Genomic DNA, 14,013 nt, shown 5'->3' on the forward strand with positions numbered 1-14,013 from the left:
TGATGGGCTCGGGCAATGGTGGCATCGATCGAGACCGCCCAGTCGATCATCCCGGCAGCATCGGCCTCGGCCAGCACCTGGGTCAGGACCCGGTCCCAGGTGCCGTCCGCGGCGTAGCGGCGGTGTCGTTTCCACACCGTCTGCCACGGCCCGAACTGCTCCCGCGGCAGGTCCCGCCACGGAATCCCGGTCCGGTACCGGAACGCGATGCCCTCCACCACCCGCCGGTGCTCCCCGAACGGATGACCGCGCCGGCCCTGGTTCGAGGGCAACAACGGCTCGATCCGATCCCACTGCTCGTCCGTGAACACCCGATACCGCGATCCCGTTGACCTCACCCGACCAGCCTGCCCCGAGCCTCATCACCGATAAGGGAGACACTCCCTAAGGACGAACCCGGCCCTGACGCAAGGCGGCCCCCGCAGGCTGGCGCCAGGCGGGGGCCGGGTGGAGCCGGGCTGCTCAGTAGCGAGCAGCGGTGCCCATCATGCCCCACGGGCTGTAATCGACGTCCGTGACGGCCACGCCCATCTGCGGGTTGCGCGCGTGGGCGATCTTGCCATCACCGATGTACATGGCCACGTGATGGATCCCCGAGGCCGAACCATTGCTGGACCAGAACACCAGGTCTCCGACCTGGAGGTTGTCCAAGGAGACGTACTGACGGGCCGCCGCGTACTGGGCCTTGGAGTTGCGCGGCAACTCCTTGCCAGCCTGGGCGAAAGCGTTCTGGGTGAAACCGGAGCAGTCGTACCCGCTCGGGCCGTTGCCACCCCAGACATAGCGCACACCCGGGTCGGCGGCCTTCGCTGTGGCCCACCGCACGGCCGAGCCCCAACCGCTGCCGCTGGAGGCAGTGGTGTAGGAGGCCCGCTGGATCTCTGCGACCGGCTCCGTGCTAGCCGTGGAGGGGTGAGTGTGGGTGCCTGCGCTGGAGGACCGGTCGAAACCGGCGGTGGAGTCGGCCTCCCAACTCCAGGTGTTGCCGGTGGAGCCGCTGGGCGCCGAGTAGGCGCCCTCATTGGCGGCGGCCGGTCCCATGCCCGCCACCGTGGCTCCCACGACGGTGGTCAGCCCGACCGCACCCATGGTCAGGGAGCGGCGGCGGTGAGAACGGTGGGCCTGCTTCTCGGCTTCGAGGCGAGCACGGCGGGTGGGATAGGACATGGTTTCCTTCAGTAGACGTTGACAGACGCGACGCTCTGGAAGCTGTAGACGGTGCCGAGGATGCGGCCCCCGAGGAGGCCATCCCTTGACGGCGGTCGCCGTGACCAAAGCGTGATGCGACGATAGCGGGCTGTTATCTATTCGCAATTCGGCGGTAGGGGACTCGGTGACGCCTTTTGGGGCCGGCCGGGGCCCGGAATCGCTGTAATGGCGGGCTTCCTCCCCGCACCGGCTCCCGCAGAGATTGGCCCTGGCAAAAGGCGATCTTCACGGAATCTTCAAGGTTCAGGCCTTCACACGTGTCGGAGGGGCGGCCTACGGTAGGGGGCATGGCGGGCCCGCCCGGGGCCCGCGCGTCGGGCCGATCGGATCAACAAAGGAGCACCTCATGACCCATCACGTGAGCGCCATGCTGGACACCTACCCAAAGAATGTGGGCAACATCGACCGGCAGAAGCTGGCCGAGTGCATCCAGGCCTGCTTCGAGTGCGCCCAGACCTGCACGGCCTGCGCGGACGCCTGCCTGGCCGAGGACATGGTGGCCGACCTGAGGCAGTGCATCCGGTTGAACCTGGACTGCGCCGATGTTTGCGCCGCCACAGGCCGGATGCTGTCCCGGCAGACCGGCAACAACGTCGAGACCACCCGCGCCCTGCTCGAGGCCTGCCGGGCCGCCTGCAAGACGTGCGGGGACGAATGCGAGAGCCACGCCCAGATGCACGAGCACTGCAAGGTGTGTGCCGAGGCCTGCCGCCGGTGTGAGCAGGCCTGCGCGGACCTGCTCGTCACCCTGGGTTGAGCCTGCTGATGACCGTTCCCCCTTGAGGGCGGCCAGTCGTCCATGACGCGCACAGGGAACCCGGACCACCGTGCTCCCTCGCCGCGGCAGGCTCCCATGGACTCGGAGAAGTATCAGAGGGTCAGGAACGGTGCCGGATTCGTCGCGGCGCTGGACCAGAGCGGGGGCAGCACCCCGGCGGCCTTGCACCTCTACGGGATCGACAAGGATGCCTACTCCGGCCCAGAGGAGATGTTCGACCTGGTACACCAGGTGCGCACACGTATCATCACCAGCCCCAGCTTCGACGGTGAGCGCGTCATGGGGGCCATCCTGTTCGAGAACACAATGAACCGCCAGGTGGAGGGTTCCCCCACGGGCGACTACCTGTGGAACAGCAAAGGCATCGTGCCCTTCCTCAAAATCGACCAGGGCTCGGCCCCGGAACAGCAAGGCGCCCAGCTCATGAAACCCATCCCGCACCTGGATGACTTACTGTCTCGAGCCGTCGACAAGCACATGTTCGGGACGAAGATGCGCTCGGTCATCAAGCTGCCCGGGGACGGGGTGGGCTCCGTCGTGGAGCAGCAGTTCGGGCTCGCCCGTCAGATCCTCGTTACCGGGCTGGTGCCCATCATCGAGCCCGAGGTGGATATCCGCAGCCCCCGCAAGGCCGAGGTGGAGGACCAGCTCAAGGCGGCAATCCTCGCCCAACTGGACAAGCTCGGAGACGACCAGTCGGTCATCCTCAAAGTGACGCTGCCGGAGCGGGCGGACTTCTACCGCGAGTTCGTGGACCATCCCCGAGTAATCCGCGTCCTGGCCCTGTCGGGCGGCTATACCCGGGCCCAGGCCACCACCCTGCTGGCCCGCAACCACGGCGTGATCGCCAGCTTCTCCCGCGCCCTGACCGAAGGGCTGAGCACGGCCCAGAGCCCAGCGCAGTTCAATGCGGTGTTGGATGAGGCCATCAACGCGATCGCGACGGCCTCTCGCACCTGACCGGAGGCCATAGGACCGCTGCGGTAGTCCGCGGCCGCCGAAGCGGTGTCCGACCACCCCCCATTCCTGGGGCCGGGCACCGCCTCAGCGGCGTCTGCCGCGCAGTTCAACGGGCAGCCACCGAGGAGCGCACGAAGTCCTGGCGCACCCCCAAGGCGCGGTCGGTGCGCCGGATGGACTCGCCGCCGTCGTCGACGGTTCCGGTGAGGGCCCGGATCGCGTCGATGTTCTCGGGGACGACGATCGCCTGGTTGTCCACCGTGTAGGTGTAGTACAGCTCGTTGCCGTCCACGGTGAGGATGTCTTCCCAGAGGGCCACCTCATACATATCACCCCGGGGCCGGCCCAGGTCCTCCATGAGTTCCACGGTGCTATTGACCGCCACGACGCCGTCCGAGCGCCGGACGAAGGCGATCCGCGGCATCGCCCGGAACGCCTCCAACACCTCCTGCTTCTCGGCCGGGCGGGTGAGCTCGATCGTCCAGTAGTGCAGGTGGTTCTGAGTGTGGGCTCCCTTGGCGGCCATGGTGACCACGTCCAGGTCTGGGACCACCGACTGGGCGTCGGGCCCCTGATGGCTGGGGATTCGGCCCTCGGGGACGATGGTGTTCATAATCCCCGAGTGGTCCGATTCCCACGGATCGGTGGCCCGGCGGATGAGCACCCCCCGGGCCTTGGACAGCAGTCCGACGTCCTTCAGCGCGGTAAGGGCCCGGACGGTGGCGGTGGTATTGCAGGACACCACCCGGGTGCTGTCCCGGCCCAGGGCCGTGGCGTAGTTGGCGTGGGCGACGAAGGAGTGGCCGGTGAGATCGTGCTTCTCCCCGCCCTGGAACACGGATTTGACCCCGTGGGCACGGTAGAGCTCCAGGTTGCCGGCGCCCACCTGGGCCGGGGTGCAGTCCACCACGACGTCAACGTTCTCGAGCAGGTCGTGCAGGCCTCCGACGACGGGAAGGCCGGCATCCGCCATCACCGGTAGGGCCTGCTCGGTAGAGGCGTAGACGGGGATACCCTTCCCTGCCGCCGCGGCGATCCGGTAGTCAGCGATGACGTCACTGACTCCGACCAGCGCCATGTCCTCCTGGGCCCGGACCGCGTCAGCGACGCGTTTGCCGATGACCCCGTACCCGTTCACCGCGACCTTGATCTTGTCCTGCATGCTCGTCTCCTTTCCTGGAGGACCCGTTCCGGTTTCGGGGTCTATCGCCAGCCGCGTCTCACCGGATGCCCGCAGCGGACGACGGTGCTCAGAGCTTGTCGAGCATCTGTTGCATTTCGGTGATCTCGGCCTCCTGGTCGGCGATGACCTGCTCGGCGAGCTGCACGGCCTGCGGGTTCTGGCCGTCCTTGGCCTCGTCCTTGGCCATGTCCACGGCGCCCTTGTGGTGGGCGGTCATCTGCTCCAGGTACAACCGGGCGGCCTCGGTGCCCTGGGCCTGGTCGAGGGCGGTCATGTCCTCCTCGGACATCATCCCGGACATCCCCCCGTGGTCCATGCCCTCCATACCGTCCATGCCGTCCGTGTCCACGGGGTCTTGGCCCCAGGCGGTGAGCATGGAGTTCATGCGCTTGATCTCCGGCCCCTGGGCGTCGATGACCTTCTGGGCGAACGCGGCCACCTCCGCCGGGACGTCATCCTTGGCCAGCAGCATCTCGCTCATCTCAACGGCCTGCTGGTGGTGCGGGATCATCATTTGGGCGAACATCACGTCCGCGTCGTTGTGTTCGGCGGAGACCTCCTCAGCCGAACCGGTCGCCGTGGTGGACGGTGTCGCGGTGGCCGTGGCCGCAGGGGTGGCGGCCGGGGCGGAGCTGGTCGCAGTGGCCGAGGCCTCAGCGCCGGCGTTCTCGTCCTGGGCGCCGGTGCCGCAGGCGGTCAAGGTCAGGGCGGAGGCCAGGGCCAGGGCGGTCAGCGTCATGGTGCGTTTCATGGTGGGTCCTTCCATAGTGGGTTGAGGGTTCATATCAGAGTTCGCGCCAAGAGGCGCGATCAGGAGGTCGCGGGTTGAAGGGCAGCCTCCGGCCGGGGGGCGCCGAGGGGGGCCAGGTGGCCCGGGTCCAGGTTGATCCGGCGCAGCAGTTGGGCGTTGAGGGCGACCACGATGGTGGAGGCGGACATCAGGATCGCGCCCACCGCGGGGGAGAGCACGAACCCGATCGGGGCGAGCACGCCGGCGGCCAGCGGCACGGCGAGCACGTTGTAGCCGGTGGCCCACACCAGGTTCTGGATCATCTTGGTGTAGCTGGCCTGGGAGAGCTCGATCATCGACAGCACCGCGCGGGGGTCGTTGCTGGCCAGCACAACGCCGGCGGACTCCATGGCCACGTCGGTGCCGGCGCCGATGGCGATGCCGACCTCGGCCCGCGCCAGTGCCGGGGCGTCGTTGACGCCGTCGCCCACCATGGCCACGGACAGTCCCCGGGACTGCAACTCGGTGACCTTGGTGTCCTTGTCCTGGGGGAGGACCTCGGCGAAGACCTCGTCGATGCCCAGGTCCGCCCCGACGGCCTCGGCGACCTGGCGGGCATCGCCGGTGATCATCGCGACCTTGATGCCGCGGGCGTGCAGGGCGGCCACGGCGGCCCGGGACTCGGGGCGGACCTTGTCCTCCACGGCGACCGCGCCGATAACGGACCCCTCGCGCAGCACGTGCAACACCCCGGCCCCGCGCGCGGTCCAGGAGGCGGTGTGCTCAGTGATCTCCGCCGGCATGGTCAGGTTAAGCTCGCGCAGCATGTTCGGGCCCCCGACGAGGATCTCGGAGCCGTCCACGGTGGCGCGCACCCCGCGGCCCATGGCAGCACTGAAGTCCGTGCCGCGCTTGCGCAACGTGCTGGCCTGCGGGTGCTGCCCGGCGGCGGTGACGATGGCCCGGGCCACGGGGTGCTCGCTGTCAGCCTCGGCCGCGGCGGCCACCGCCAGCAGTTCTGCCTCGGACTCGCCGGGCATCGCGGTGACGGCGGTGACGACGTGGGCGCCCTCGGTCAGGGTGCCGGTCTTGTCGAACAGGACCACGTCGATGGTGCGCATCCGCTCCAGGGCCATCCGGTCCTTGATCAGGACCCCGGACTTGGCGGCCTTCTCCGTGGAGAGGGCGATCACCAGCGGGATGGCCAGGCCCAGGGCGTGCGGGCAGGCGATGACCAGCACGGTCACGGTTCGGGTGACCGCGTCGGTGGGCTGGCCGACCGCGGTCCACACGATCGCGGTGATGATCGCCGCGACCAGGGCGAACCAGAACAGCAGGGCCGCCGCCCGGTCGGCCAACGCCTGGGCGCGGGAGGAGGATTCCTGGGCGTCGGCGACCATCCGCTGGATCCCGGCCAGGGTCGTGTCGGTCCCGACGGCGGCCACCTTCACCCGCACGGTGTTGTCGGTGGCCACGGTCCCAGCGACCACCGTGTCCCCGGCCTGGCGCAGCACGGGCTTCGACTCCCCGGTGATCATCGCCTCGTCGAACTCCGCGGCGCCCTCGAGGATGGTCCCGTCGGCCGGCACCCGGGCCCCGGCCCGCACTAGCACCGCATCGCCCACGGCCAACTCGGTGATCGGCACGGTGATGGTGTCACCGTCCACGACCTTCTCGGCCTCCTCCGGCAGCAGCGCCGCCAGCGCGTCCAAGGCGGAGGAGGCCGCGCCCAGGGCGCGCATCTCCATCCAGTGGCCCAGCAGCATGATGACCACCAGCAGCGCCAGCTCCCACCAGAAGTCCAGCATCAGGTCCCCGATGCCCAGGGTCGTGACCCAGGAGGCGACGAAGGCCACCGTGATGGCCATCGCGATCAGCAGCATCATCCCGGGCTGGCGGGCGCGCAACTCGGTCAGCCCGCCCTTCAGGAAGGGCATGCCGCCATAGAGGTAGATCACGGTGCCCAGCACCGGGGCGATCCACGCCGAGCCCGGGAACTCGGGGACGTGGTAGCCCAGCAGCTGCCCGACCATGTGGCTGAAGAACACCACCGGGATGGAGAGCACCAGTGAGACCCAGAACCGGTTCTTGAACATCGCGGTGGAATGCCCGGCGTGCTGACCGTGGTCGTGGACCTGGTGGTCCTCGTCCAGGGCCGAGTGGGCGTGACCCTGCGGCATGGCCTGACCGTGGGTGTCGGCGTCCGCGGGGTGGTGGGCGTGGCCGGCGTGCCGGTCGCGATTGGCGTGGGGGTTCGGGTCTGAGTGCTCGGCGGTCTGGCCGGTGGGGTGCTCGGGGTGGTGCGGGGTGCTCATGGTGTTCCTTCTGCTAGGCGGTCTACGCGGTGGCCTACTCGGCGATGAAGCTCCGGCGCTGAGGGGATGGGTCAGTGGGTGAGGACGCGGTAGCCGGCCGCTTCGATAGCGGCCTGCACGGCCCCTGCGGAGGCGGGCCCGGTCACGGTGACGGGGGAGGCCCCGCCGGCGACCAGTTCGACCCGGACGTCGTCCGCCCCGTCCAGGGCGCTCACCGCCTCGGCGACGGAGCCCACGCAGTGTTCGCAGGTCATGCCCTCCACCTGGTAGGTCGCGGTGCCTGCGCTCGTCCCGGTCGGATCGGCACTTTGGCGCCCGGCGGGGGCCGGGGTGTCGGCGGCCGGGGCGCAGCACGAGCAGTCGGTGGTGGCCATCGGCAGCGGGGTGCGGGGGGATTCGGTCATGACGGTCTCCTACAGGTCTTGGGGCGGCACCGGACGGCACCTCCACCCTCGGTATATACCCCCCCGGGGGTATCATTCAAGGGATGGGACGCCGATGTTCGCGGTGGATGAACGGGTGCGCCGGTCCGTGGGTTGTTCGGTGGGCAGGTCGATGGTGAACGTCGCCCCGGCCGTGGTGGAGGTCGCGGTCAGGGTTCCGCCGTGGGCCTGGACCAGGGCGCGGGAGATGGCCAGGCCGACCCCGGAGCCGCCGTGGTCCCGGTCGCGGGCGGTGTCCCCGCGGTAGAAGCGTTCGAAGATGTGCGGCAGATGCTCGGGGGAGATGCCCTCGCCGGTGTCGGCGACCCGGAGTGTGACCTTCGACGGGCCCTGCCGGGCCTCGAGGGTGACCCGGCCGCCGGGCGGGGTGTGGCGCAGGGCGTTGGTGAGCAGGTTGCCCAGCACCTGACCCATGCGCTGTCGGTCCACGTCCACGGCCAGGCCCGGATCGGCGTCCAGGGCCAGGGCCACGCCCTTGGCGGCGTAGTCCTCGCGGTGGGCCTCGGCGGCGGCGTGCAGCAGCTCGGCCACGGGTTCGGTGGTGCGGTCCAGCCCGATCCGTCCCTCCTCGGCGCGGGAGACGTCGTTGATGTCCTCCACCAGCCGGGTCAGCCGGGCCAACTGCTCACCCATCAGTGCCCCGGTGGGCTCGTCCCAGTGGGAGACCCCGTCTTGCAGGGCCTCGTGGTAGACGCTGAGCACGGAGACGGGGGTGCGCAGCTCGTGGGCCAGATCCGAGAGCATCCGCCGGCGGGTGTCCTCGGTGCGCTCGAGCCGTGCGGCCATGGTGTTGAACGCACCGGCCAGATCCTCCACCTCGGTGCCGGCTCCCATGGCCGGCACTCGGGTGTCGTACCGCCTGCCGGCCATGGCCTGGGCGGCCTGGGTCAGGGCGTGGATCGGGGTCTGGATCCGGCGGGCGACATTCCAGGTCAACACCAGGCAACAGGCCAGGGCCGTGGCCAGGGCCACGCCCAGCGTCCAGAAGTTGGTGGCACGGTAGGCCTGCTCCACGTGCAGCACCTGGGCCGCATCGTGTCCGGCCCCGGCCTGTTCCAGGTGTTCGTGGAACAGTGCGGGACCGGCCAGGGAGGCCACCACCACCGCGGCCAGCACGCTGGCCGCCACCACCAGCAGCTGGGCGAGGAAGAACCGGGCCGCCAGCCCCTGGTAGCGCCGCCGGCCGCTCACTGCTCCGCCATCCGGTAGCCGACCCCGCGCACGGTGTCGATATAGCGGGTCGGGTCCGCGTCGAGCTTGCGGCGCAGGTTCTTGATGTGCACGTCCACCAACCGCTCGTCTCCGACCCAGGCCGGGTCCCAGACAATATCGATCAGCTGACGCCGGGAGAACGCCTGGTGCGGGCGCCCCGACAAGGCGGCCAGCAGGTCGAACTCCGTGCGCGTCAGTGGTGCCGCCTGCCCGTTGACGCGGGCCTCATGGGCGGCCAGGTCGATGACCAGGTCCCCGTAGACCCGTTCGGGCTCCGGGGCCGCCACGGTCGTGCGCGGCCGACGCAGCACCGCCCCCACCCGGGCGACCAGTTCCCGGACGCTGAAGGGCTTGGTGATGTAGTCATCGGCCCCCGCACCGAGTCCAGCGAGCTTGTCCTGCTCATCGTCGCGGGCGGTAAGCATCAGCACATAGCACTCGGAGAAGGCTCGCACCCGCCGGCACACTTCGATCCCGTCCAGCCCGGGCAGGCCCAGATCCAGGACCATCACGTCGGGCTCGTGAGCGCGGGCGGCCTGGACCGCTTCGGGCCCGGTGTGGGTGATGGCCACCGCGTAACCGGCCCGTTCCAGGTAGGTGGCCACCAGGCGCGCCAACGGCTTCTCGTCATCGACCACCAACACCCGGCCGGCCGCCGGGGCAGTCCCAGTTCCAGAGTTCATGGGTTCAGTCTCCCCCTGCCCCGTGCCCCGGCGGCTCAGAACGGCGCCGGGGCGGGGAATCTTCACCGAATCTTCAAGGCAAACCGCACCGGACCGGTGAATCACCGGCCGACAATGGTAGGTAGCCCCGCCTCCTGGCCCGGGGCGGAAAGGCTCCATGACCCCCCCGACCCGCAGAACCCTGATCGCCGGCTGGCTGACCCTGCTCGGCGCCGGGACCCTCACCGCCTGCGCCGCGCCGAACCCCACCACGTCACCGGCGGCCGGCACCGGCACGGCTATCACCCACGTCCATGCCATTACCCGGGATCCCGAGTCCGGTGACGTGCTGCTGGCCACCCACCAGGGCCTGTTCCGTCTCCAGGGCGGAGAGCTGACCCAGGTCGGTCCGGTCGTGGACTTCATGGGCTTCACTCTGACTCCCGAGGGCCGTTATCTGGCCTCCGGTCACCCCGCGCCGGGTACCGACTTGCCCGAGCCTTTGGGCCTGGCCGAGTCCACCGACCGGGGCCAGAGCTGGACGGTGCTCTCCCGCGGGGGCGCGTCCGACTTCCACGCCCTGGCCGCCGGCCCAAACGGGGTCCTTGGCTTCGACGGGCAGTTGCGCGCCAGCACCGACGGCCGCACCTGGCAGAGTCTGACGATCTCCGCCGCCCCGGCGGCCCTGGCGATCTCCCCGCAGGCCGGGACCGTGCTGGCCACCACCGAAACCGGCATGCTTCGCTCCGCGGACCACGGCGCGACCTGGACCACCCTGGACACCCCCCGGTTGATGCACCTGATCGCCTGGGCCGATGACACCACCGCCGTGGGCGCCGGCACCGAGGGACACCTGCTGACCAGCACCGACGCCGGTGACACCTGGACCTCCAGCGACCGCCCGGTCGGCACGGCCTCCGCGCTGGGCGCCGGCATCACCGACGACGGGCGGACCGAAGCACTGCTGGTCATCGGTTCGACCGTGCTGTCCACCACCGACGGCGGGAACACCACCGAACAGCTGCTGTGACCGGGCCCCACCGCCCCCAGCCGGCCCGGACCCGAACCTCGATCAGCGCAGACGGACAGGAAAGGACAACGCGGATGGCGGCAGGACACCGAAGCACTTCCCGCCACCCCCTGTCCGGCTGGCCCGCCCTGCGAACCGTTCTGGGCACCCTCGCGCTGATCCTGAGCCTGCTCGGGATGCACGCCGGCACGGGCACCAGCGCGGCTGGGGCCGCCACCGACACGGGCGTAGCCACGGCAGCTCAACACTTCGGACCGACGACCATTGGCCCGGCCGGCACGGTGCTCGGGGTAGTGCTCCCGGCGGAGCCTGCCGGGGATGAGGCAGCTGGCCACGGGCCGCCGGACTGTGCCCTGGACGCCGTGGACGACAACTGCACCTCGGCCCTGACCAAGGCACCTGTCGTGTCCCACCTGGCCTCCCGGGCCCTCCTGCCTAGCCCCGGTGGGGGACTGACCGCACCACCACCCCTGCCCTGGGTTGCCCACTTCAGGCCTGCCTGGACTCCTTCGCTGGCGCAATTGGCCATCAGCCGCACCTGAGAAGCCCGGCCGCGCCCCACCGGAGGACCCTCCATACCTCCGGCGACAGCGCCACGCAGCACCTGCCCGCCATGGTCGCCACAACACCGATAGACCGTGCCCGGCCCCGTCGCGCCTGCTTGCGCCGCTGGGCCGGACGAAGGAAAGAAGAACCGATGACCTCCTCACTGACCACCCGCCGCGCCTTCCTGAGCGCCTCCGTCGGAGCCCTGGCCCTGGCCGGATTGTCCGCCTGCGCGGACCCCACATCCGGCCCTCAGCCATCAGGGCGCATCCTGCCCACCGACCCGCTGATCGCCGAATACGAAAAACGACGCGCCTACTCAGGCACCACCGTCGCCAACCGCCTCTCGGCCGCGCCCTTCGAGACCTCCCTGCAGGACCAGAGACTGACCACCTGGGGATACAACAACAGCCTCAACGGGCCACTGCTGCGCGCCAAAGCGGGTGACCTGCTCAACGTCACCGTCGCCAACGATCTCCCGGAGGGAACGAGCGTGCACTGGCACGGGCTAGCCCTGCGCAATGACGCCGATGGAGTCCAAGGAGTGACCCAAGACCCCATCGCCGCAGGAGCAACCTACACGTACGGATTCCGGCTCTCCCATCCGGGGACGTACTGGTACCACTCTCACTTCGACACCCAGCGCGAACGCGCCCTGTACGGTGCACTGATCGTCGAGGATCCCAACGAAACCCTCGACTATGACCAGGAATGGGTCGTGATCCTGGACGACTGGCTCGACGGGATCACCGGAACGCCCGAGGAAGTCGTCGAGGAGCTCTCTGCCGGAATGGACATGTCTGACGGCATGGAGGGCATGGAGGGCATGGAGGGCATGGATCACGGGTCCATGAGCGAGGACAGCTCCTCCGACATGCCCATGAAGCACATGCTCATGGGGGCTGAGAGCGACTATCTGGGCGGGGATGCCGGCGACGTGAAGATCCCCGTGCACCTGTTCAACGGCCGTCCCCCAGCCGAGCCCGACACCCTCGACGGCAAGCCCGGCGACCGTATCCGCCTGCGACTGATCAATGCCGCCGGAGACACCGCCTACCGGGTCGGGATCCCCGGCCAGGAACTGACCATCACCCACACCGACGGGTTCCCGGTCCAGCCGCGTCAGGCCGATGCCGTCGTCTTGGGCATGGGTGAACGCTTGGATGTGCTGGTCACCCTCGGTGACCAGGCCGTGCCCGTACTGGCGCTACCCGAGGGCAAGACCGGTCACGCCTACGGCATCATCCACGCCGGATCGAAAACTGCCCTCTCCGGACAGCTTCCGCAGACCCTGGGCGGGACCGTGCTCGATGGCAGCCGGCTGAAGGCCCACGAATCCGTCCTGCTCGCGCCCAAGGACCCGACCAGGACCCATGAGGTACGCCTCACCGGCTCGATGATGGAGTACGACTGGGGCATCAACGGGCGACGCTTCGACCCGGCCAATCCCTTCGAAGGCGCCTTCGAACTCCGGTTGGGCGAACGTGTGCGGGTCACGATGACCAACGACACCGACATGTGGCATCCCATGCACCTGCACGGCCACACCTTCCAGCTGGCCAACAACGGTGCACGCAAGGACACGGTCATCGTCAAACCCCGGCAAACCATCGTCTTCGACTTCGAGGCGGACAACCCGGGACAGTGGCTGACCCACTGCCACAACGCCTACCACGCCGAGGCCGGGATGATGGGCGTCTTCTCCTACATCCACTGACCACCCCTGTCCCTCACACCTCCAGCCACCGGGCCATCACCCGGCGCCCGTCCAGGAAAGAACATGCCTTCATCGCTCACCCACACCCGCCGCACCCTGCCCGCCCGAAACCTTCGGCCGTACAGCCCGGTCCTGACCCGTAGGAGGAAATGAATGGGCGAGTACTTCGCTCAGACTGTCCAGTCCGGGGCGCTGCTGATGGCCATCCCGCTGGCGGCCATCGCCGGGCTCGTCTCCTTCCTCTCTCCCTGCATCCTTCCGCTCGTCCCCGGATACCTCGGCTACGTCTCCGGTCTGTCCGACCCGACCCGACCGGACAACCGCCGACGGGTGATGACGGGGGTGGGCCTGTTCATCCTCGGCTTCGCCGCCGTGTTCACCCTCTACGGGGCCGCCTTCGGCCTGATCGGCGGCTGGTTGCTGCGTTGGCAGGATCTGCTGATCCGAGGCCTGGGCGTCGTTGTCATCCTCATGGGGCTGGCGTTGATGGGCATGCTGTCCTTTATGCAAAGGACCAAGGCCCCCTCCTTCACCCCCAGGACGGGACTGGCCGGAGCCCCGCTGCTGGGCCTCGGTTTCGGCCTCGGCTGGACGCCCTGCATGGGCCCCACCCTCAGCGCCGTCCTGGCCCTGAGCACCACCACCGGCGACCCCTGGCGCGGGGCACTACTGGGATTCTCCTACTGCCTGGGACTGGGCATACCCTTCGTCCTCGTCGCCAGAGGCTTGGGCTGGGTGAGCACCACCTTGGGCTTCGTGCGCCGCCACATGCGCGCGTTCAACATCGCCGGCGGCACCCTGCTCGTGTTGGTCGGCGTCCTGATGGCCACCGGGATCTGGACGGCATGGATCTACCAACTCCAGAACCTCGCCGGGACCTTCACCACCCCCGTCTAGGTGTACCCGGCCATCAGGTTGGTGGCAGCCGGCTGGCGGGTGGGCGGCCTCCTAGTGCGCTGTGACGGCGTTCATTGTTGTAGTGCTCGAGCCAGGGTGCAAGGGCGTTGGTTCGTTGATCGTTGCTGGTGTAGACCTGCCGGTAGGCCCACTCCGTGGCCAGGGTCCGGTTGAAGCGTTCGACTTTGCCGTTCTGCCAGGGGCAATGCGGTTTGATGAACTTCTGCCGGATCCCGTTCTGGGCACAGACCTCGCGCAGCGAATATCGGTAGGCCCACGCATTATCGGTGATCAACCGTTGGATCCGGGTGATCCCGTGGGCGGCGAAGAA

15 protein-coding genes are annotated in these 14,013 nt (G+C 69.1%); 6 read left to right on the plus strand and 9 right to left on the minus strand.

Annotation, left to right across the window (positions count from 1 at the left end; genetic code table 11):
- Both BM355_RS13675 and BM355_RS13680 read right to left on the minus strand, forming a co-directional pair.
- A partial coding sequence (locus tag BM355_RS13675; protein ID WP_177227975.1) for an IS5 family transposase occupies nt 1–338 on the minus strand: 338 nt, incomplete at its 3' end.
- Nucleotides 339–462: 124 nt separating this feature from the next.
- Nucleotides 463–1,167, minus strand: coding sequence for a C40 family peptidase (locus tag BM355_RS13680; protein WP_091699662.1), 705 nt, complete (start codon nt 1,165–1,167; stop codon nt 463–465).
- A 388-nt stretch (nt 1,168–1,555) separates the two neighbouring features.
- On the opposite strand from BM355_RS13680, the gene BM355_RS13685 reads away from it, so the two are divergent.
- Together BM355_RS13685 and BM355_RS13690 are read left to right on the plus strand one after the other, a co-directional pair.
- Nucleotides 1,556–1,966: a four-helix bundle copper-binding protein gene (locus tag BM355_RS13685; RefSeq protein ID WP_002854316.1), complete on the plus strand. Its 411-nt coding sequence runs from the start codon at nt 1,556–1,558 to the stop codon at nt 1,964–1,966.
- Between the two features lie 96 nt (nt 1,967–2,062).
- Nucleotides 2,063–2,947 carry a fructose bisphosphate aldolase gene (locus BM355_RS13690; RefSeq protein WP_091699665.1) on the plus strand — a complete coding sequence of 295 codons (885 nt, stop codon included), beginning with the start codon at nt 2,063–2,065 and terminating at the stop codon, nt 2,945–2,947.
- Nucleotides 2,948–3,053: 106 nt separating this feature from the next.
- On the opposite strand, the gene BM355_RS13695 is transcribed toward BM355_RS13690, so the two are convergent.
- The 6 genes from BM355_RS13695 to BM355_RS13720 all read right to left on the minus strand — a co-directional run bounded on the left by BM355_RS13695 (nt 3,054) and on the right by BM355_RS13720 (nt 9,513).
- Entirely contained in the window at nt 3,054–4,109 is a 1,056-nt protein-coding gene (locus BM355_RS13695) for a type II glyceraldehyde-3-phosphate dehydrogenase (RefSeq protein WP_091699667.1), read from the minus strand.
- An 88-nt stretch (nt 4,110–4,197) separates the two neighbouring features.
- A complete protein-coding gene (locus BM355_RS13700) occupies nt 4,198–4,881 on the minus strand; it encodes a DUF305 domain-containing protein (RefSeq protein ID WP_002854313.1) in 684 nt (227 codons plus the stop codon).
- 59 nt (nt 4,882–4,940) lie between these two features.
- Nucleotides 4,941–7,175, minus strand: coding sequence for a copper-translocating P-type ATPase (locus tag BM355_RS13705; protein ID WP_091699670.1), 2,235 nt, complete (start codon nt 7,173–7,175; stop codon nt 4,941–4,943).
- Nucleotides 7,176–7,246: 71 nt separating this feature from the next.
- Nucleotides 7,247–7,579 carry a heavy-metal-associated domain-containing protein gene (locus BM355_RS13710; RefSeq protein ID WP_091699673.1) on the minus strand — a complete coding sequence of 111 codons (333 nt, stop codon included), beginning with the start codon at nt 7,577–7,579 and terminating at the stop codon, nt 7,247–7,249.
- A 72-nt stretch (nt 7,580–7,651) separates the two neighbouring features.
- Nucleotides 7,652–8,809, minus strand: a complete 1,158-nt coding sequence (locus BM355_RS13715; protein WP_091699675.1) for a sensor histidine kinase — start codon at nt 8,807–8,809, stop codon at nt 7,652–7,654.
- Nucleotides 8,806–9,513, minus strand: a complete 708-nt coding sequence (locus BM355_RS13720; protein ID WP_091699677.1) for a response regulator transcription factor — start codon at nt 9,511–9,513, stop codon at nt 8,806–8,808. The genes BM355_RS13715 and BM355_RS13720 overlap by 4 nt, the downstream gene beginning before the upstream one ends.
- A 157-nt stretch (nt 9,514–9,670) precedes the next feature.
- Between BM355_RS13720 and BM355_RS13725 the strand changes: the two genes are divergently transcribed.
- The 4 genes from BM355_RS13725 to BM355_RS13740 all read left to right on the plus strand — a co-directional run bounded on the left by BM355_RS13725 (nt 9,671) and on the right by BM355_RS13740 (nt 13,682).
- Nucleotides 9,671–10,522, plus strand: coding sequence for a F510_1955 family glycosylhydrolase (locus BM355_RS13725; RefSeq protein ID WP_091699680.1), 852 nt, complete (start codon nt 9,671–9,673; stop codon nt 10,520–10,522).
- A gap of 74 nt (nt 10,523–10,596) precedes the next feature.
- Nucleotides 10,597–11,064, plus strand: a complete 468-nt coding sequence (locus tag BM355_RS13730; RefSeq protein ID WP_091699682.1) for a hypothetical protein — start codon at nt 10,597–10,599, stop codon at nt 11,062–11,064.
- A gap of 155 nt (nt 11,065–11,219) precedes the next feature.
- Nucleotides 11,220–12,785 (plus strand): multicopper oxidase family protein, encoded by a 1,566-nt coding sequence (locus BM355_RS13735; protein ID WP_091699685.1) that lies wholly within the window; start codon nt 11,220–11,222, stop codon nt 12,783–12,785.
- 153 nt (nt 12,786–12,938) lie between these two features.
- Nucleotides 12,939–13,682: a cytochrome c biogenesis CcdA family protein gene (locus BM355_RS13740; protein WP_091699687.1), complete on the plus strand. Its 744-nt coding sequence runs from the start codon at nt 12,939–12,941 to the stop codon at nt 13,680–13,682.
- A 13-nt stretch (nt 13,683–13,695) separates the two neighbouring features.
- Here the strand turns inward: BM355_RS13740 and BM355_RS13745 are convergent.
- The coding region (locus BM355_RS13745; RefSeq protein ID WP_143109530.1) for an integrase core domain-containing protein at nt 13,696–14,013 on the minus strand (318 nt) is incomplete at its 5' end.

This window comes from Micrococcus terreus, assembly GCF_900116905.1.
Taxonomy (GTDB): domain Bacteria; phylum Actinomycetota; class Actinomycetes; order Actinomycetales; family Micrococcaceae; genus Citricoccus; species Citricoccus terreus.

Excerpts from the sequence above, each read along its gene's own strand:
- BM355_RS13690 (WP_091699665.1), top strand. The coding sequence starts at position 2,063 with ATGGACTCGGAGAAGTATCAGAGGGTCAGGAACGGTGCCGGATTCGTC.
- BM355_RS13735 (WP_091699685.1), top strand. The coding sequence starts at position 11,220 with ATGACCTCCTCACTGACCACCCGCCGCGCCTTCCTGAGCGCCTCCGTC.
- BM355_RS13680 (WP_091699662.1), bottom strand. The coding sequence starts at position 1,167 with ATGTCCTATCCCACCCGCCGTGCTCGCCTCGAAGCCGAGAAGCAGGCC.
- BM355_RS13740 (WP_091699687.1), top strand. The coding sequence starts at position 12,939 with ATGGGCGAGTACTTCGCTCAGACTGTCCAGTCCGGGGCGCTGCTGATG.
- BM355_RS13695 (WP_091699667.1), bottom strand. The coding sequence starts at position 4,109 with ATGCAGGACAAGATCAAGGTCGCGGTGAACGGGTACGGGGTCATCGGC.
- BM355_RS13710 (WP_091699673.1), bottom strand. The coding sequence starts at position 7,579 with ATGACCGAATCCCCCCGCACCCCGCTGCCGATGGCCACCACCGACTGC.
- BM355_RS13720 (WP_091699677.1), bottom strand. The coding sequence starts at position 9,513 with ATGAACTCTGGAACTGGGACTGCCCCGGCGGCCGGCCGGGTGTTGGTG.
- BM355_RS13705 (WP_091699670.1), bottom strand. The coding sequence starts at position 7,175 with ATGAGCACCCCGCACCACCCCGAGCACCCCACCGGCCAGACCGCCGAG.
- BM355_RS13725 (WP_091699680.1), top strand. The coding sequence starts at position 9,671 with ATGACCCCCCCGACCCGCAGAACCCTGATCGCCGGCTGGCTGACCCTG.
- BM355_RS13685 (WP_002854316.1), top strand. The coding sequence starts at position 1,556 with ATGACCCATCACGTGAGCGCCATGCTGGACACCTACCCAAAGAATGTG.
- BM355_RS13700 (WP_002854313.1), bottom strand. The coding sequence starts at position 4,881 with ATGAAACGCACCATGACGCTGACCGCCCTGGCCCTGGCCTCCGCCCTG.
- BM355_RS13730 (WP_091699682.1), top strand. The coding sequence starts at position 10,597 with ATGGCGGCAGGACACCGAAGCACTTCCCGCCACCCCCTGTCCGGCTGG.